This window comes from Rhodococcus sp. W8901, assembly GCF_013348805.1.
Classification (GTDB): Bacteria; Actinomycetota; Actinomycetes; order Mycobacteriales; family Mycobacteriaceae; genus Prescottella.
The window spans coordinates 783,986-800,636 of the sequence record NZ_CP054690.1 but is presented as its reverse complement, the minus strand read 5'-3'; the positions used below and the strand labels follow the sequence as shown (position 1 = coordinate 800,636).

Below are 16,651 nucleotides of genomic sequence, written 5' to 3'. Positions count from 1 at the left end.
TCCGAGCCGACTACTACTCTGCCTAGTGGATTGTGAACCTGACCCATGGAGGACAACCCGTGACTGCTCTCAATGCGTCGCCGACTCGCCGAGTCATGGCCGCTGTCGCTCTCGCTGCCGGCGCGACGCTCGTGCTGTCCGCGTGCGGCGCAGGTCAGGTCTCGCAGACCGCCACCCAGGTTGCTGCGGTGAACGGCAACAAGGCGACCAGCGGCGACATCGCACTGCGCAACGTGCACGTCGTGTACCCGAACTCCGAGGAGTTCAGCATCGAACCGGGCGGCAACGCGCAGCTCGCGTTCACCGCGATCAACCTCAGCGAGCACGAGTCCGACCGCCTGAAGGGCATCAAGACCGACTTCGCCGGCGCCGTCACCATCGACGACAAGGAGGGCGGCCGCGACATCAAGCCGCAGGCCGCTCTCGGTGCGGGCAACCCCGACGTCTCGGTGCCCGAGCAGGCCCCCGAGCACGTCAGCCTGATCGACGTCACGCTCGAGGACGTCCGCGAGGGCGTCCGGCCCGGCCTGACGTTCCCGGTCACCTTCTCCTTCGAGAACGCCGGCGACGTCGTCGTGCAGGTGCCGGTCGACGCCGGCCCGAAGACCGAGCGCCACGAGTCGGAGAAGTCCCCCGACGTGGCCGAGGGTCATCACTGATCCGTCGGATCGGACGTACTTCCGGAGGAGCCCGGGCGACACCGTCGCCCGGGCTCCTCTGTCGGTCGGGACCACTAGGCTGCGCGCGTGGCAAAAGCTAAATCGAGCTTCCGGTGTTCGTCGTGTCAGCACACTGTGGCCAAGTGGGTCGGCCGCTGCCCGGAGTGCGGCACGTGGGGCTCGATGGACGAGGCTCCGGTCCTCGCGGCGGTCGCGTCCCGCCCGGGCGCGTCACTGGCACGCGCCGGTGCCGCCGCGCTGCTGCCGACCACGCCGGCGTCCCCCATCACCCAGATCGACGGCACCGCCACTCGCGCCAAGCCGACGGGCGTCGACGAACTCGATCGGGTCCTCGGCGGTGGCGTCGTTCCCGGCTCGGTGGTGCTGCTGGCCGGCGAGCCCGGCGTCGGCAAGTCGACGCTGCTGCTCGAGGTCGTGCACCGGTGGGCGTGCCGCGGACCCGACGACCGCGCGCTGTACGTCACAGGCGAGGAATCCGCGGGTCAGGTCCGGCTGCGCGCAGATCGCACCGGGTCGGTGCACGAACGGGTGTATCTGGCCGCCGAGTCGGATCTCGCGACGGTACTGGGACACGTCGAGCAGGTCCGCCCGACGCTGCTGATCGTCGACTCCGTGCAGACGATGCTCGCCGCCGACGTCGACGGCGTCGTCGGCGGAGTCACGCAGGTGCGGGCCATCACCAGTGCGCTCACGTCGCTCGCGAAGGCCAGCGGGGTTCCGGTGCTGCTGATCGGCCACGTCACCAAGGACGGCGCGGTGGCCGGTCCCCGATCGCTCGAACACCTGGTGGACGTGGTCCTGCACTTCGAGGGCGACAAGCACTCGACGCTGCGGATGATCCGCGGCATCAAGAACCGGTTCGGCGCGGCCGACGAGGTGGGCTGCTTCGAACTGCGCGAGGACGGCATCGTCGGGGTGAGCGACCCGTCCGGGCTGTTCCTGCACCACCGGGCCGAGGAGGTGCCGGGCACCGCCGTCACGGTCACGATGGACGGCAAGCGTCCCCTGCTCGGCGAGGTCCAGGCACTGGTCGCGCCCACCAACAACCCGTCGCCGCGTCGCGCCGTGAGCGGACTCGACTCGGCGCGGGTGTCGATGGTGCTGGCCGTCCTGGAACGCCGCCACGGCATCAAACTGTCCGACCGCGAGGTCTACGCCGCGACGGTCGGCGGCATGCGGATGACCGACCCGTCGTGCGATCTGGCGCTCGCGGTCGCGGTCGCGTCGGCCGGCAAGGACCGGTCGATCCCCGCCGGCACCGTGGTGCTCGGCGAGGTCGGCCTGGCTGGTGAGGTCCGACGCGTGGCGGGTGTGGGCCGCCGCGTCGCGGAGGCCGCCCGGCTGGGATTCACCCGCGCCGTCGTTCCGCTCGACTCCGGCGAACTCCCGAAGGGCATCCGTCCCGTCGAAGTGGGAAACGTCGGAGATGCCCTGCGGGCCTTGAATCTTCGGTGAGAGTCAGACCGCCGACGTGCCGAACGGCGACGTCGGTTCGCCGTCGACGAAGGCCGCCGTCGGAGCGAAGTGCTCGGGGTTGACGGTCAGGAACAGGCCGCGCGAGGTCGCGACGGGCGTCTTCGGGTCGACGCCGGGCCCCTCCACGATGAACGCCTCCGAGGTCGTGTACGCCTTGCGGCGGACCGTGCCCTCGATGCGGGCACGGAACTCGAGCACCGAACCCAGCGGGATCGGACGCGCGAAGTCGATCTCGAGGTGCGCAGTGACGACGGGGCCGCCGAGAACCATGCACGCCATGCCCTGCACCTCGTCGAACGCGGTGGAGAGGATGCCGCCGTGGATCACGCCGGGGCCACCCTGGTAACGCTTGGCAACCTCGAGGCGCCCGGTGACGGACAGGTTCTCTCCCGCGAGAAAGGTCATCGCCATACCGGCGGGCTGGTCGTCACCGCAGCCGAAGCACTTGGACCAGTGCTGGGGAAGCGGCTCTCCCGGCGCCGGGAAGAAATCCGGCAGCTCGGGAAGGACAAGGTCATCGGGCAAGGTCCAAGTACTGCTCACAACTAGGTAATGTAGAGGCGGCCCGACCGCGGCCGGAATGCGGCTCGGCCAGATGTGACGTCTAACGCACTCGGGATTCCGTCCGATCGGACCCGAGGCGCCGACCGGAAAGCGCCGACCGCACGAGGGGGGATTTCGCGATGAACGATGCCACGCCGTCCGCGGTGCTCCGCGAAACGATCGCGCGCCTGGCCCCCGGAACCGCGCTGCGCGACGGACTCGAGCGCATCCTGCGCGGGCGCACCGGCGCCCTGATCGTGCTCGGCTACGACGACCAGGTCGAGGAGCTGTGCGACGGCGGATTCGAGCTCGACGTCGAGTTCGCGCCCACCCGCCTGCGCGAGCTGTCGAAGATGGACGGTGCCGTCGTCCTCTCCACCGACGGCACCCGCATCGTCCGCGCCAACGTACAACTGGTGCCGAACCACAAGATCCCCACCGTGGAGTCCGGAACGCGCCACCGCGCGGCCGAGCGCACCGCGATCGAGACCGGCTACCCCGTCGTGTCGGTGAGCCAGTCGATGAGCATCGTGAGCGTGTACGTCGGCGGAATCCGACACGTCATCAACGGGTCGGCGACCATCCTGTCCCGCGCGAACCAGGCCGTCGCGACCCTCGAGCGGTACAAGGCCCGGCTCGACGGGGTCACCCGTCAGCTGTCGGTCGTCGAGATCGAGGACTTCGTCACGCTGCGCGACGCGCTGACCGTGGTGCAGCGCCTCGAGATGGTGCGCCGGGTGTCCGTCGAGATCGAACAGGACGTGCTCGAGCTGGGCACCGACGGCCGGCAGCTCGCGCTGCAGCTCGAGGAACTGGTCGGCGACAACGACACGGTCCGCCAGCTCATGGTGCGCGATTACCTGGCCGGATCCGAGCCCGCCTCGACGACGGCGGTGGAGAGCACGCTGTCCGCGCTCGACAAGCTCACCGACGTGGATCTGCTCGACCTCACCACCCTGGCCCGCGCCTTCGGTTACCCGGGCACCATCGAGGCGCTCGACGCACCGATGAGCCCGCGCGGTTACCGGGTGCTCACCCGGGTGCCCCGGCTGCAGTTCCTGCAGATCCACCGGCTGGTGAGCTCGTTCGGGACCCTGCAGGGGCTGCTCGCGGCCACGGCCGCGGACCTGCAGTCCGTCGACGGCATCGGTGGCCTGTGGGCCCGGCACATCCGCGAGGGCCTCTCACGGCTCGCGGAGGCCTCGATCAGCGGACCGTACGACTAGTTCGCCGCGTCAGGAGAAATTGAACGGCTCCGGGGAGCTACGCAGCTCGCCGAGTTGCGCGACCACCGTGTAGGCGCCCGGCGCGACCTGAACGCGCGGGGCCTTGCATCCCGGCTCCGAGGTGGTGCCCGACCACTTGACGGTGAATCGTGCCTGCCCACCCGGCTCGAGGACCTGCATCGCCGGATCCGCATCGGGGTAGCAGTCGACGTTGGACCACAGCCGGTTGCTGCCGTTCAGCGAGTACACGAGCGCCTGCTGCAGTCCCGAGCCCAGGTCCCGCTCGCACTTGCTGGTGCCGATGTTCGTGATCGCGATCGAGAAGCTCGGCTCGTCACCCGCTTTGTACTGGGGACGGTCGGGCGACACCTTCAACGCCAACGACTGGTCGGCACACGGGGCCACCTCGGGGCCGGCACTCGTGGAGGCCGCAGTCGTTCCGGACACGCTGGTGCCCGAGGCGTCGGCCGTCGAGGACCCCGACCCGTCCGAGGGCCCGGCCCCAGCGGTGGTACTCGGCTCGGTGAGCTCGGAGGTGGCCGCCGCGGCCGCCGACTCCGGGTCGTCTCCGCCACCACGGACCGACGCGATGATCCACACCAGCAGCGCGACGACCACGACGACACCACCGATGGCGAGCGCCCGTCGACGCCAGTAGATCTCAGGGGGCAACGGTCCGTTCGGTTCAAGCACGACTCAACCGTAATTCCATACGACCTGCCCTCGCTTCTTCGGTCCCGGCGTGTCGCGTCTGCGAAGACGGCCGGGGTGGCCGAGTGGACACGTTCGGCTCGGCCTCAGTCCACCGACTCGCCGATGTCACCCACCACACCCTGCAGCTTGATGTCGCCGTCGGAGAGCTTGTAGGTGACGCCGACGATTGCGCACGTGCCCTTCTCCACCCGGTCGGCGATGATGCGCGAACGCTGCATCAGCAGCGAACCGGTCTCGACCACGTGCCGGCCCTCGAGCTCGTCGACGGTTGTGAGGCCCTCCTGCCGACCCATCAGGATCGACGGAGCCACGCGTTCGACGACGTCGCGGATGAAGCCGTTGGGGATCCGGCCCTTGTCGAGGGCGTCGAGCGTGGCCTTGACCGCGCCGCAGCCGTCGTGGCCGAACACGACGATGAGCGGCACGTTGAGGATCTCGACGGCGTACTCGATGGACCCGAGCACCGAACTGTCGATGACGTGACCGGCCGTGCGGACGACGAACATGTCGCCGAGACCGACGTCGAAGATGATCTCGGCGGCGACGCGGGAGTCGCCGCAACCGAAGAGCACTGCCGTCGGGTGCTGGGCGTCGACCAGTTTCGCGCGGTCGGCAATACCCTGACTCGGATGCAGCGGGGTGCCACTGACGAAGCGCTCGTTACCCTGCTTGAGGGCTTTCCAAGCGGAGATCGGGTTGGAATTGGGCATGCGGCAATTGTGCACCTTCGCGTGGCCGCCGTCTCGGTTGGACCGATGGCGACGGCGCGACGAGCGCCCGGCAGTGTGCGGAGAAGGGTGAGAGTTTCGATGTCGGTGGACGGTTCAGCACTGCTGCGCTGGTACGACGAGCAGGCCCGGGACCTGCCGTGGCGTCGCGACGGCGTGACGGCCTGGCACATTCTGATGAGCGAGATCATGCTGCAGCAGACCCCCGTCGTCCGCGTCGCGCCGATCTGGGAGGAATGGGTGCGGCGCTGGCCGGTGCCGTCGCTGATGGCCGCGTCGAGCCAGGCGGACGTGCTGCGCGCGTGGGGAAAGCTCGGCTACCCGCGCCGGGCACTGCGCCTGCACGAGTGCGCGGGCGTGCTGGCCGACCGGCACGGCGACCAGGTGCCCACCGACGTCGACGTCCTGCTGGGCCTGCCGGGGATCGGCGACTACACCGCCCGTGCCGTGGCATGTTTCGCATACGGGCAGCGAGTTCCCGTAGTGGACACCAATGTTCGACGCGTCGTCGCGCGTGCCGTTCACGGCCGGGCGGATCAGGGCAATCCGTCCGCGAAGCGCGACATGGCGGACGTCGATGCGCTCCTGCCGCGCACCCGGGCCCGCGCCGCACGGTTCTCCGCCGCACTGATGGAGCTCGGCGCCACGGTGTGCACCGCCCGGACCCCCGACTGTGCGAGCTGCCCACTGGCGACCTGCGCATGGGTGGAGGCCGGGCGGCCCGCGCACGTCGGCGAGCCCCGCAAGGTGCAGAAGTTCGCGGGAACGGATCGCCAGGTCCGCGGGAAGCTGATGGACGTGCTGCGCGACAGCTCCCACCCGGTGGAGCGCGCGCGACTCGACCTCGTGTGGCTCAGCGACCCCGGGCAGCGCGACCGCGCACTCGATTCGCTCCTCGTCGACGGGTTGATCGAGCAGACCGAGGACGGACTGTTCGCCCTCGCCGGCGAGGGCAGTTGAGGATCAGTCCAACGTCTTCAGGAACTCTTCGACGGCGTCACGGTACCGCTGGGGCTGATCGTCGTGGACGAGGTGCCCGGCTTGAGCGACCCACACGTAGCGGGCGTCGTCGTGGCCGTCGAGCATGCGGCGCATCTGTCCCTCCGGGGTGATCGTGAACTCGCCCTCGATCAGCAGCGCGGGGGCCGTCACGGACTCCCACTGCGCCCAGAAGTCGCGGGTGCCCCACTCCTCGGAGATGTCGCGGAACGTCTCGACGTCACCGTGCAGGTACCAACCGTCGGCGCGGCGCTCGAACGAGTCGAGGAAGTAGCGGCCGGCCACCTCTCCGAAGTAGTCCAGGACGGACTCCTCGGTGGGGAACGGCTGCGGCCACGCGGAAACCATTGCCGCCCAATCGTTTGCCGTCCGACCACGGAAGTCCGGCGCCATGTCCTCGAGCACCAGCGCGCGAACCCGCCCGGGATGGGCGGCCGCGAAGCACCACGCGTGCAGCGCGCCCATGGAATGGCCGATGACGGTGATCGGCTCGTCGACGGCGGCGAGCGCGTCCGCGAGGTCGGCCACGAAGAGTTCGGTCGTGGGAGCCGACGCGATGGGGCGTCCGTGCCCGGCGGCGTCGAATGTGTAGACACGGCCGTGGTCCCGCAGCCAGGGCACGTGCCGCACCCACGTCCGCGAGCTGCCCATCAGCCCGTGGAGCAGCAGTATCGGCCGGCCCGTCCCACCCTCGTCGTGCAACACAAGACCGACGGTAACCCACCGACGTCCGGAGTACCCTCACGTCATGGCAGTCGTGAAGATCAACGCAATCGAGATCCCCGAGGGCGCCGGCCCCGAGCTGGAGAAGCGGTTCGCCGCTCGCGCCCACGCCGTCGAGAACTCCCCCGGGTTCCTCGGATTCCAGCTCCTGCGTCCGGTGAAGGGCGAGAACCGCTACTTCGTCGTCACGCAGTGGGAGTCCGACGAGGCGTTCCAGGCGTGGGCCAGCGGCCCGGCCCGCGAAGCCCATGCCGGCGAGCGCGCGAAGCCGGTCGCCAGCGGTGCGTCGCTGCTCGAGTTCGACGTGGTGCTCGACGTCGCAGCGGCGTCCGGTTCCTGACGAATCCCCCTCCACATCGGACAAATCGTCCGGTTCGGTCACGGTGCCCATCGCTCGATTGACACCGTGACCCCCTGGGTGCAAAAGTGCGCTCGACAGAGCGATGGATCGACGGAACCGGCAGCGATCGGAGCCATCACCGTCGCAGTAGTTCTCCACGCAATGCTGGCCCTCTACCTGGTCGGATTCGACCAGGGGGCAATCTCCCGCAGCGGCATGTACATGCACAAGCTCATGCATGACGGTCGGCACCTGCTGGGCCTGCCGTGCCACTGACCACGCTCACGGACAGTTTCAAGACCCTCCTCCGCGGGCTGCTGGCCGGCCTGATCGCGGGCTTGCTCGCCGGTGCCGTCGCGTTCACGCTCGGCGAGCCGCACGTGCAGGCCGCGATCAACATCGAGGAGTCGGCAGCAGCCGCCGAGGCGCCTGGAGCGGACCATCACGCGGGCGAGGCCACCACGGATCCCGGCGCCGCGGAAGAGTCCGCGGGACACTCCCACGGTGACGAAGAACCCCTCGTCAGCCGCACCGGCCAGCGCGCAGGCCTGTTCCTCGCAACCGCGCTGGCCGGGCTGGCGCTCGGTGCGATCTTCGCGGTCGTCGTGCACTACGCACGCCGTTTCACCGCCGTGAACGGGCCGCTACTGGCAATCGCCGTCGCCGGATGCGGTTGGCTCGCAATCGAAGCCGTGCCGTTCTTCAAGTACCCGGCGAATCCGCCGGCCGTCGGCGACCCGGACACCATCAACGAGCGCACCCTGCTGTGGCTCGCGTCGGTGATCCTGGGACTGGCCGCCGTGGCCGTGGCCGTGTACGTGGGGCGCGCACTGCGCAACCAGCAACTGGTGACGCTGCGCGTCATCGGCCAGGTGGCCGCGTTCCTCGTCGTGGCTGCAATCGGGTACATCGCGCTTCCCGGCATCAACGAGGTCGGCGAGGACTTCCCGGCCACGCTGCTGTGGGAGTTCCGGGTCTCTTCGCTCGCAACGCAGGCCATGCTGTGGCTCGCGCTGGGGCTGGCGTTCGCGTTCCTCACGGAACGCGCCCACCGCCGCGTGACCCGCTAGATCAGATCGCGCACGTATCGTCAGTGCAGCCCTCGGCATCACCGCCGGGGGCTGCACTGGTTTCGCCTGCCGTCTGGTCGTACGCCTGACGGAGCAGCTCCGCGAACACGTCCGCCGGCTGCGCGCCCGACACCGCGAGACGCCGATTCGCCACGAAGAACGGCACCCCCGACACCTGCAGCTGGCGGGCCGTCTCGATGTCGGCCCGCACCAGGTCGGCGCCGGCGTCGCCGTCGAGCGCCGCTGTGACCTCGTCGGCGTCCAGGCCGGCGCTCGCGGCGAGCTCGACGAGCACGGTCCGGTCGTCGATCACCTTGCCGTCCGTGAAGTATCCCCGGAACAACGCCTCGAGCAGCTCGTCCTGCCGATCGCCGGCCAGATGCAGCAGGCGATGGGCGTCGAACGTGTTGGACGCGGTCAGGGTGTCGAGATCCATCACCAAACCGTCGACTGCAGCCGTACGGGCGACGTGCTCGTACAACTCCCGCGCCTGCTCGACCGGCACGCCCCGACGCTCCGCGACGACCTCGAGCTGACTGCGCCGGGCACCCACCGGGGTGTCGGGAGCGAGCTGGTACGACCGCCACACCACCTCGACACGGTCGCGGTGCGGGAAGTCGGCGAGGGCCGCCGCGAAGCGGCGCTTACCGATGTAGCACCACGGGCAGGCGATGTCCGACCACACCTCGACCAAAACGGTCGGCTGATCGGATTCGGATACGGCGGCATTGTTCTCGATGGTCACGAGCCATTCGAACACATGCCGCCCGCATCCTGTTCCGCGCCCACCGGGGGCGGTCAGCCGCGACTCAACTGCTCCCGTAACTCCCGCTTGAGGATCTTGCCGGACCGGTTGCGCGGCAGGGCTTTGGAGACGACCAGGCGCTGCGGCGCCTCGTCGGCGCCGACACCCCGGCTCTCGAGGTGCTCGACCAACTCGTCGAGATCGAGGATCGATCCGGGCCGACATCCCACGACCGCGACGACGCGTTCGCCCGTCCCGCCGTCGGGGCATCCGACGACCGCCACCTCCGCGACAGAGGGATGCTCCGCGATCAGCATCTCCAACTCGGCCGATCCGATCGGGACGCCGTCGCGCACGATGAGGTCGGCAGCCCGGTCGACGAACCTGAGGTACCCGTCGCCCGGACCGTCGATCACGAACAGGTCGCCGGTCCGGAGGAAGCCGTCCTCGTCGAACGGATCCCGGTCCCGCGCCGGGTTGAGGTACCCCGCGAACACCGTCGGCCCCTTGACCCGGAGTTCCCCGGGAACGCCCGGGACGACGATCTCGTCTCCGGTGCGGCCGTCCACCAGATCGACCTCGGCTCCCGTGGCGTCGCCTGCCCGCGGATACAGCAGAGTCCGCTGTCCCCGCGCCACGCCCGTCGGCGCCGAGCGCAGGCTCACGCCCTCGACGCTGCCGAAGAAGTTGATCAACTCGACCCCGTAACTCTCCTTCCACTTCCGCACCGTGTCGGGCGACATCGGTCCGGCGCCTACGCCGATCCGGGTGAGGGTCGACAGGTCGACCGTGGGCCCCTCACGCCGTTCGATCTCAGCGAGTACCGCCGGCCGCCCCGCGGTGTAGGTGACCTTCTCCTCCGCGATCTGACGCAGAAAGACATCGAGGTCGGGCGGCTGATGCTGCACCAGCACACATCCGACGGAGAGCCACGGCAGCAGCGTTCCGACGATCCCCGCGGCCGTCATCATCGGGAACGGGTTGAGGATCACGTCGTCGACGGTCAGCGACGCGTATCGGACGAGGGCCCGAGCCTGGGCGAGCGACTCGTAGTGGGCGTGCGGCACCCCCTTGGGTTCGCCCTCCGTTCCTGCCGTCCAGCAGATGGCGATGCAGTCGTTGGGGTCGACGACGTGCGTTGTCGCGTACTCGGCAACCCTTTCGATGTCGGCTGCCGTCGGCACCGTGTGCCCGATCCGCACGACGCCGTCGGGCACACCCACCCCGTAGCTGAGGACGACCCGAAGCGTGGGGATCTGCGACCGCACGGACATCACCCGACCGGCGACGGGACTCGATCCGATCCGACCCGCGGTGACGAAGGCACTGGCACACGACTCGTTGCACGTCTCGACGATCTCCGCATCGGTCGAATGCACCGGCAGCGGCGACACGATCGCACCGATCCGCCAGGATGCGAGGAAGACGACGACCTGTTCGACGGTGTTCGGCAACTGGACGGCGATCACCTCGCCGGCCCTGATCCCGGCCTCGAGCAGCACCGCCGCCAACCGGTCGACCTCGACATCGAGTTCGCCCACGTGACCCGACGCGGCAGCGCGTCGACCTGCTCGGCCTTGTTCACGGGATCGACCACCGCAAGCTGGGATCCACGGTCCCGCACCCGATCGGCGAAGAGTTGTCGGACTGTCTCCGGAGTCCACGCGCCGGAAGCGGTGTACTCGGTGATCCGGATCTGAGGGTGAATCTTCAGGCTCCCCATATGCCTTCCCTTCCGTCGATCCGACGCCCCGACCGTCGTCACTTCAGTTAGAGGTGTGATCTAGGTCACTAGATTTACCACGGACTGTTATCCACGCGCGACCTGGGCGCCCGGACCGAGACTCGCAGTCACGTCGTCCAACCCGGCCGGCTCCCGGCACCGCGCGCACACCATCACCGGGGTGAACTCGGCCCCGCAGTCGACGTGCCGCACCCGCAACAGACCGGCCGGACCGTCCGGCGCCCACTCACGCTCCCACGACCACATCGCCGCCAGGATCGGCCACACCGCGCGGCCGCGATCGGTGAGCAGATACTCGGGCCGCGCCGAAGCGATCGGGAACACGACCTTGTCGAGCAGGCCCGCGTCGGTCAGCCAGGCGAGCCGTCCGGTCAGGACCGAGTTCGAGATCTTCCCCCTACCCGCCCAGTCGCTGTACTGTCGCGCCCCGCGCAGGGCATGGTCGAGGATCCACAGATTCCATTCGTCGCCGAGCAGACCGAATGCGATTGCGAGCGCGTTGTCGCCACCCGGATCCACTACGTAGCCGCCCCCACGCATGACCAGCTCCCCGTCGTCAGTGGCCGGAGTATTGCACAGACCACGTCGGCGAATCGGCCGAAAGTGCGGTTTCCGGGGTCGTACCCGTTTGTCCGACATCCCGTCTCGTTCCGTCGCGTCCGACGATGCATTCGCGGTTGTCTGAAGTCCACAAGTCCGCGAGATCCACCGCATCGGCCGCGTAGCGTCAGTGACGCCTTCCGCCCGGCCGGCGGCCGCTCCCACAGTCGGCGGTCGCCCACGGCTTCGGCCGCCCGGCCGAATCGAGTTCTCCGGCCGCTTCGATCGCAGCGCATGACAAGCCAGCGGTGTTCGGACGCACCCCAGGAGGAACCATGACTCTCGTCCACAGCCCGAATCGGGCGATCGAATCACTCGGCATCGCGCTCGTCGCGGTGGGTGTGGTTCTCCTCGCCCTGCTCACGCTCTATCTCGTCGGCTTCGACCAGGGCGCGATCTCCCGCACCGGGATGTACATGCACGAACTGATGCACGACGGCCGCCACCTCCTGGGGCTCCCGTGCCACTAGCAGGATCGTTGAAGAGCCTGCTGCTGCGAGGCCTTCTCGCCGGGCTGATCGCCGGACTCCTCACCGGCGCAGTCGCCTTCGCGCTCGGTGAACCGCACGTCACGACTGCCGTCACGATCGAGGAATCCGCGCCCGCAGTCGGCGATCCGGACACCATCAACGAGCGGACGCTGCTGTGGCTGGCCGCGCTCGTACTCGGGCTCGCGGCCGTGGGGGCCGCCGTCTACGTCGCCAAGGCGCTTGCGTCGCAACACTACTGGACGGTACGGACCGCCTCCGCGATCGTCACCTTCCTCGCGATCGTCACCGTCGGCTATCTCCTGCTGCCGACCGTGAACGAGGTGGGAGAGGACTTCCCCGCAACTCTGCTGTGGCAGTTCCGGGTGTCGTCGCTGGCGACGCAGGCCACGCTGTGGCTGAGCCTGGGACTGGTCTACGCCTACCTCACCGAACGGGCACAGCGCGGCCCGGCCTCCCCCACCACGGCACCCGCATCCACGCCGGGGCAGGCGCCGACCGGCACCTCACGACCGTAGGAGGGGACCTGACGAGGATTCGGAGCACCACGAACCACCGGACCCACATGGAAGGGAGACCTCCGTGAGCACCACCCAGGCACAATTCCAGACCCTCACCGACGGTCTGGCACAGATCACCCCCGCAGTCCACGACGCGCAGGACTCGCCGTACTCGATCACCAACGCGCAGTACGACATCCTGCGGCACGTCCTGCACGACGTCGGCGGGCAGCCGGCACTCCCGGTCGAGTACAAGGAGAAGCCGGAAGAGGACTGGGAGATGAACACGTACCTCACGTGCGAATGCCTCACGTGGCGCGGTTCGTGGAACTCCGAGATGCGCCGTCGGGCCGAGGTCGACCTCGGTGAGACCCAGTACTTCGGGCTCCCGTACTACGCACGATGGATCACCGTCGCCGCGAAGGTGATGGTCGACAAGGGGCTGATTCCCCTCGACGAACTCTCCGACAAGATCGACGAGGTGCGGGCACGGCTGCAGGAGGCGAGGAAGTGATGCCGAAGTTCAAAGTCGGCGACCGCGTGGTCGTCAAGGACCAGACCAGCCTCTTCCACACGCGCACACAGGCTTACGTGCGCAACCAGACCGGCACCGTCGTCGCGCACCGACCCGAATGGGTGATTCCGGAGGACGAGGCCTTCGACAAGCTCGAGACCGGCCGCAAGGAACCGTTCTACGTCGTCTCGTTCAAGCAGACCGATCTGTGGCCCCGCTACACCGGGTACGACATCGACACGCTCGAGACCGAATGCGCGGAGGGCTGGCTCCGGGCTCCCGAGAAGGACCAGTAGGAGGAGAAGTGAGCGACTCACACAGCCATTCCGGCAAGGATGCACACGCGCCCATCCAGGCCTCCGAGGAGGTCAGCGAGTTCGAGGTCCTGGAACTCGCGCTGCGCGAACTCGCGATCGAGAAGGGTCTGTTCTCCGCCGAGGATCACCGCCGCTTCTCCGAGTGGGCCGAGTCGATCGGACCCTCCGGCGGGTCGAAACTCGTGGTCAAGGCTTGGACCGATCCCGAGTTCAAAAAGCGCCTGCTCGAGGACGGGACCGAGACCTGTAAGGAGGTGGGCATCGACTGGAGGGACCCCACCGGCTCCGGAACACCGAGTGACTACACCTACTTCTACGTCCTCGAGAACACCCCGACGGTGCACAACGTGATCGTGTGCACGCTGTGCTCGTGCTACCCGCGCCCCGTGCTGGGAATGTCGCCGGACTGGTACTGGACGCCGAACTACCGTCGACGCATGGTGCGGCGCCCCCGCGAGGTTCTCGCCGAGTTCGGACTACACTTCCCGTCCGATGTGGAAGTGCGCGTGCATGATTCGAACCAGAAGTCGCGGTTCATGGTCATGCCGATGCGCCCCGGGGGCACCGAGGGCTGGACCGAGGAACAGCTCGAGAAGATCGTCACCCGCGACACGATGATCGGTGTGGCACTGCCGTCCGCCGACTGGGACGCATCCGAGGCGCCGTCCGCGCCGTCTTCGGGAGGTGGCAAGTGACCACGGCACAGGGATACGAGGTCATCCTCGGCACACTGAAAGAAGGCTCCGAGCGCGGCGGAGCCCTCCCCGACACCGACCGCAAGCCGGACCCGTGGGAGTCGGCAATGCAGGCCACGGTCGAATGCCTGTCGTGGCGCGGCGCGTGGGACAACCTCGAGCGCCGGCACACCGAGGACGAACTGGGCGAAACCATCTACAGCGAGTTCCCGGTCCACTCCCGGTCCGCGATCACCACCGCGCACACGCTGCTCGACCGCGGCATCGTCACGCAGGACGAACTGAAGGCGAAGATGGACCGGATCCGGGCGAGGCTCGAACGAGCCTGACCGCAAGGTCACCGGAAGCGATTCCGCCACAGTAACGTTCGAGCACCCGCCATACGGACTACTCGAGCGCGGCATCCAGCGTGACCGTGACGCCGGTGAGGGCCTTGCTCACAGGGCAGGACTCCTTGGCCGCCTGGGCCACACGGGCGAACCCCGCAGCGTCCAGGCCGTCCACCTCACCGCGGACAGTGAGCGTGATCCCGGTGAGCTTGAAGCCCGGATCGTCGGGGCCGAGCGATACGTCGGCGCGGATGTCGAGACTCTGCGGGACCCCACCCGCCTCGCCGATCAGGGCGGACAACTGCATCGCGTAGCAGGACGAGTGCGCGGCCGCGATCAGTTCCTCCGGACTGGTGGTGCCCCCGGCGTCCTCGGCGGCCCGCTTCGGGAACGACACCTCGAAGGTGCCCGCCCCCGAACTGGTGAGTTCGACCTGGCCCGAACCCTTTTCGAGCGTCCCTTTCCAGGCGGTGCGTGCGGTACGTGTGGGCATGGGAGTCCTTCCGTCGGAGTGTGCGGGTGACATCCACCAGTGTTCACCGACACCTCGTCCGGTACTCGCGATTTGCTCAGGATCACCGGTCGGCGCGCTCGGTCGCCTCGTCGGTCTCGTGATACTGCGCGAACAGTTCCCGTTCCCGATCGCGGTGCGGGTAGGCGAAGAAGACGAGCGCCGCACCGACCAGGACGATCACGATCGCCGCGCTGTACGCGCGGGTGTCACCGTCGAGGAAGGCCGCACGGGCGGCGGCGGTGATCGCGTCCGCGTACTGCGGGTACCGCTCCGCGACGTTCTCGGCACCGGCGAACGACTTCTCCAACGCGGCCTCGGTCTGATCACTGACGGCGCCGGAGTCCGGACTGGCGGCGATCGAGGCAGCGAACGAGGCCGCGTATCCGGCGGTGAGCAGCGCGCCGAGCACCGACTGCACGATGGCGCCACCCAGGTCGCGCTGCAGGTCCGCGGTGCCCGACGCCATTCCCGCCCGCCACACCGGCACCGACCCGGTCAGCGAATGCGAGGCGGGCGTGCCGGCGAGTCCGACGCCCGCGCCGAGGAACATGTAGCCGAGCGCGATCTTCCAGTACTGCGCGTCCTCCTTCCACAGCAGCAGGGCCACCAACAGTCCCAGCACGATCGCCGTGTATCCCAGCAAGAGGGTGAACCGCGCGCCGTGCGACTCGACCAGCTTGGCCGACTGCGGCGCCACCACCACCATGACGGCCGCCGCGGGCAGACCCGCGGAGCCCGCGGCCAGCGTGGAGTAGCCGAGCACGTTCTGCATGAACTGCTGACCGATGTACAACGTCCCCATCAGCGTGCCGAACACGACGATGCCCGCGACCGCCGCCACCCAGAAGATCCGCCTGCGGGCCACCCGCAGGTCGAACAGCGGGTACTTCGCCCGCAACTGCCGTATTCCGAACGCAATGCCCGCGGCGGCCGCGACCAGCAGCATCGACAACGCGGTCATGCGCATACCGTCGACGGGAGCGAAGTTGATCCCCAACACCAGTGCAGCCACCAGGACCACGGAAACGATCCCGCCCAGATGGTCCACCGGATCGGTCGACTCGTTGACGTGGCTCGGCACGAAGAACACGGCGAACCCCAGTGCGACCAGCGCGAGCGGCACCGTCACCAGGAACACCGAACCCCAGTCGAACGACTGCAACAGGGCACCGGACACGAGCGGGCCGAGCGAGGAGATGCCGCCCCCGATCGCGGACCACAGAGCGATCGCCTTGGTCCGGCCGGCCCCCGACCAGAGCGCGGTGATCAGCGCGAGGGTGGTCGGGAAGGCCATCCCGGCCGCGACACCCCCGAGCAGGCGCGCGAGGATCAGCACCTCGACGGTCGGCGCGAACGCGGCGATGATGCACGCGGGCGGCGACAGCACCATGCCGAGCACCAGCATCATCTTGCGGCCGAACCGGTCACCGAGGGCACCGAGGTAGAGCACCGAACCCGCGAGCCCGACGGAGTACCCGACGGCGATCAGGTTCAGCTGCGTCTGGCTCGCGTCGAAGGCCCGACCGATGTCGGGCAGCGCGACATTGGCCACCGCCAGGTTCAGGTTCGCCACGGCGGCGACGAGGATCAGGGCCGTCAGGACCAACGAGGCCCGGGCGGGGCGTGTCCCGACCGCAGCGGACGTCATGCGGCCAGTTCACACCATCGAGGTCCGTCCCGCTCACCGACAGGCCGACACGACCGGG

General features: G+C 68.8%; 22 protein-coding genes. 13 read left to right on the top strand and 9 right to left on the bottom strand.

The window, feature by feature from the left end:
- Positions 1-59: 59 nt before the first annotated feature.
- Complete coding sequence (locus HUN07_RS03715; protein ID WP_174907993.1) at positions 60-659, top strand: hypothetical protein; 600 nt, start codon at positions 60-62, stop codon at positions 657-659.
- Positions 660-746: 87 nt separating this feature from the next.
- Entirely contained in the window at positions 747-2,135 is a 1,389-nt protein-coding gene (gene radA / locus HUN07_RS03710; RefSeq protein ID WP_174907991.1) for a DNA repair protein RadA, read from the top strand.
- Between the two features lie 3 nt (positions 2,136-2,138).
- On the opposite strand, the gene HUN07_RS03705 is transcribed toward radA, so the two are convergent.
- Positions 2,139-2,699, bottom strand: a complete 561-nt coding sequence (locus HUN07_RS03705) for a PaaI family thioesterase (RefSeq protein ID WP_174907989.1) — start codon at positions 2,697-2,699, stop codon at positions 2,139-2,141.
- 140 nt (positions 2,700-2,839) lie between these two features.
- On the opposite strand from HUN07_RS03705, the gene disA reads away from it, so the two are divergent.
- Complete coding sequence (gene disA, locus HUN07_RS03700; RefSeq protein WP_114723406.1) at positions 2,840-3,925, top strand: DNA integrity scanning diadenylate cyclase DisA; 1,086 nt, start codon at positions 2,840-2,842, stop codon at positions 3,923-3,925.
- 9 nt (positions 3,926-3,934) lie between these two features.
- On the opposite strand, the gene HUN07_RS03695 is transcribed toward disA, so the two are convergent.
- Positions 3,935-4,618 (bottom strand): hypothetical protein, encoded by a 684-nt coding sequence (locus tag HUN07_RS03695; RefSeq protein WP_174907987.1) that lies wholly within the window; start codon positions 4,616-4,618, stop codon positions 3,935-3,937.
- Positions 4,619-4,722: 104 nt separating this feature from the next.
- Positions 4,723-5,349, bottom strand: a complete 627-nt coding sequence (locus HUN07_RS03690) for a carbonic anhydrase (protein WP_114723408.1) — start codon at positions 5,347-5,349, stop codon at positions 4,723-4,725.
- 99 nt (positions 5,350-5,448) lie between these two features.
- Between HUN07_RS03690 and HUN07_RS03685 the strand changes: the two genes are divergently transcribed.
- Entirely contained in the window at positions 5,449-6,327 is an 879-nt protein-coding gene (locus HUN07_RS03685; protein WP_174914412.1) for an A/G-specific adenine glycosylase, read from the top strand.
- Positions 6,328-6,330: 3 nt separating this feature from the next.
- Here the strand turns inward: HUN07_RS03685 and HUN07_RS03680 are convergent, their stop codons facing one another.
- Entirely contained in the window at positions 6,331-7,071 is a 741-nt protein-coding gene (locus tag HUN07_RS03680) for an alpha/beta fold hydrolase (protein ID WP_174907986.1), read from the bottom strand.
- A gap of 43 nt (positions 7,072-7,114) precedes the next feature.
- On the opposite strand from HUN07_RS03680, the gene mhuD reads away from it, so the two are divergent.
- The 3 genes from mhuD to HUN07_RS03665 all read left to right on the top strand — a co-directional run bounded on the left by mhuD (position 7,115) and on the right by HUN07_RS03665 (position 8,499).
- Positions 7,115-7,429 carry a mycobilin-forming heme oxygenase MhuD gene (mhuD, locus tag HUN07_RS03675; protein WP_114723411.1) on the top strand — a complete coding sequence of 105 codons (315 nt, stop codon included), beginning with the start codon at positions 7,115-7,117 and terminating at the stop codon, positions 7,427-7,429.
- Positions 7,430-7,555: 126 nt separating this feature from the next.
- Positions 7,556-7,705, top strand: a complete 150-nt coding sequence (locus HUN07_RS03670) for a CbtB domain-containing protein (RefSeq protein WP_254622941.1) — start codon at positions 7,556-7,558, stop codon at positions 7,703-7,705.
- A complete protein-coding gene (locus HUN07_RS03665; RefSeq protein ID WP_174907984.1) occupies positions 7,696-8,499 on the top strand; it encodes a CbtA family protein in 804 nt (267 codons plus the stop codon). The genes HUN07_RS03670 and HUN07_RS03665 overlap by 10 nt, the downstream gene beginning before the upstream one ends.
- Position 8,500: 1 nt before the next feature.
- Here the strand turns inward: HUN07_RS03665 and HUN07_RS03660 are convergent, their stop codons facing one another.
- From HUN07_RS03660 to HUN07_RS03650, 3 genes are all read right to left on the bottom strand, one after another.
- On the bottom strand, positions 8,501-9,238 hold the full coding sequence (locus HUN07_RS03660) for a DsbA family oxidoreductase (RefSeq protein ID WP_254622940.1): 738 nt from the start codon (positions 9,236-9,238) through the stop codon (positions 8,501-8,503).
- A gap of 59 nt (positions 9,239-9,297) precedes the next feature.
- Positions 9,298-10,785, bottom strand: coding sequence for a class I adenylate-forming enzyme family protein (locus HUN07_RS03655; RefSeq protein WP_254622784.1), 1,488 nt, complete (start codon positions 10,783-10,785; stop codon positions 9,298-9,300).
- 269 nt (positions 10,786-11,054) lie between these two features.
- Positions 11,055-11,528, bottom strand: a complete 474-nt coding sequence (locus HUN07_RS03650; protein WP_174907982.1) for a winged helix-turn-helix transcriptional regulator — start codon at positions 11,526-11,528, stop codon at positions 11,055-11,057.
- Positions 11,529-11,863: 335 nt separating this feature from the next.
- On the opposite strand from HUN07_RS03650, the gene HUN07_RS03645 reads away from it, so the two are divergent.
- The 6 genes from HUN07_RS03645 (at position 11,864) to HUN07_RS03620 (ending at position 14,431) form a co-directional block, all read left to right on the top strand.
- A complete protein-coding gene (locus tag HUN07_RS03645; protein WP_107984711.1) occupies positions 11,864-12,058 on the top strand; it encodes a CbtB domain-containing protein in 195 nt (64 codons plus the stop codon).
- A complete protein-coding gene (locus HUN07_RS03640) occupies positions 12,049-12,594 on the top strand; it encodes a CbtA family protein (RefSeq protein WP_174907980.1) in 546 nt (181 codons plus the stop codon). The genes HUN07_RS03645 and HUN07_RS03640 overlap by 10 nt, the downstream gene beginning before the upstream one ends.
- 106 nt (positions 12,595-12,700) lie before the next feature.
- Complete coding sequence (locus HUN07_RS27365; RefSeq protein ID WP_217487204.1) at positions 12,701-13,090, top strand: SH3-like domain-containing protein; 390 nt, start codon at positions 12,701-12,703, stop codon at positions 13,088-13,090.
- Positions 13,090-13,386, top strand: a complete 297-nt coding sequence (locus HUN07_RS27360; protein WP_368077029.1) for an SH3-like domain-containing protein — start codon at positions 13,090-13,092, stop codon at positions 13,384-13,386. The genes HUN07_RS27365 and HUN07_RS27360 overlap by 1 nt, the downstream gene beginning before the upstream one ends.
- An 8-nt stretch (positions 13,387-13,394) precedes the next feature.
- Entirely contained in the window at positions 13,395-14,102 is a 708-nt protein-coding gene (gene scnC, locus HUN07_RS03625; RefSeq protein WP_254622783.1) for a thiocyanate hydrolase subunit gamma, read from the top strand.
- Entirely contained in the window at positions 14,099-14,431 is a 333-nt protein-coding gene (locus tag HUN07_RS03620; RefSeq protein ID WP_174907975.1) for an SH3-like domain-containing protein, read from the top strand. Before scnC ends, HUN07_RS03620 begins: the two co-directional genes overlap by 4 nt.
- A 58-nt stretch (positions 14,432-14,489) precedes the next feature.
- Here HUN07_RS03620 and HUN07_RS03615 read toward each other — a convergent pair whose 3' ends face one another.
- Together HUN07_RS03615 and HUN07_RS03610 are read right to left on the bottom strand one after the other, a co-directional pair.
- Complete coding sequence (locus tag HUN07_RS03615; protein WP_174907973.1) at positions 14,490-14,924, bottom strand: OsmC family protein; 435 nt, start codon at positions 14,922-14,924, stop codon at positions 14,490-14,492.
- A gap of 82 nt (positions 14,925-15,006) precedes the next feature.
- Positions 15,007-16,593, bottom strand: coding sequence for an MFS transporter (locus HUN07_RS03610; protein WP_174907972.1), 1,587 nt, complete (start codon positions 16,591-16,593; stop codon positions 15,007-15,009).
- Positions 16,594-16,651 lie beyond the last annotated feature (58 nt).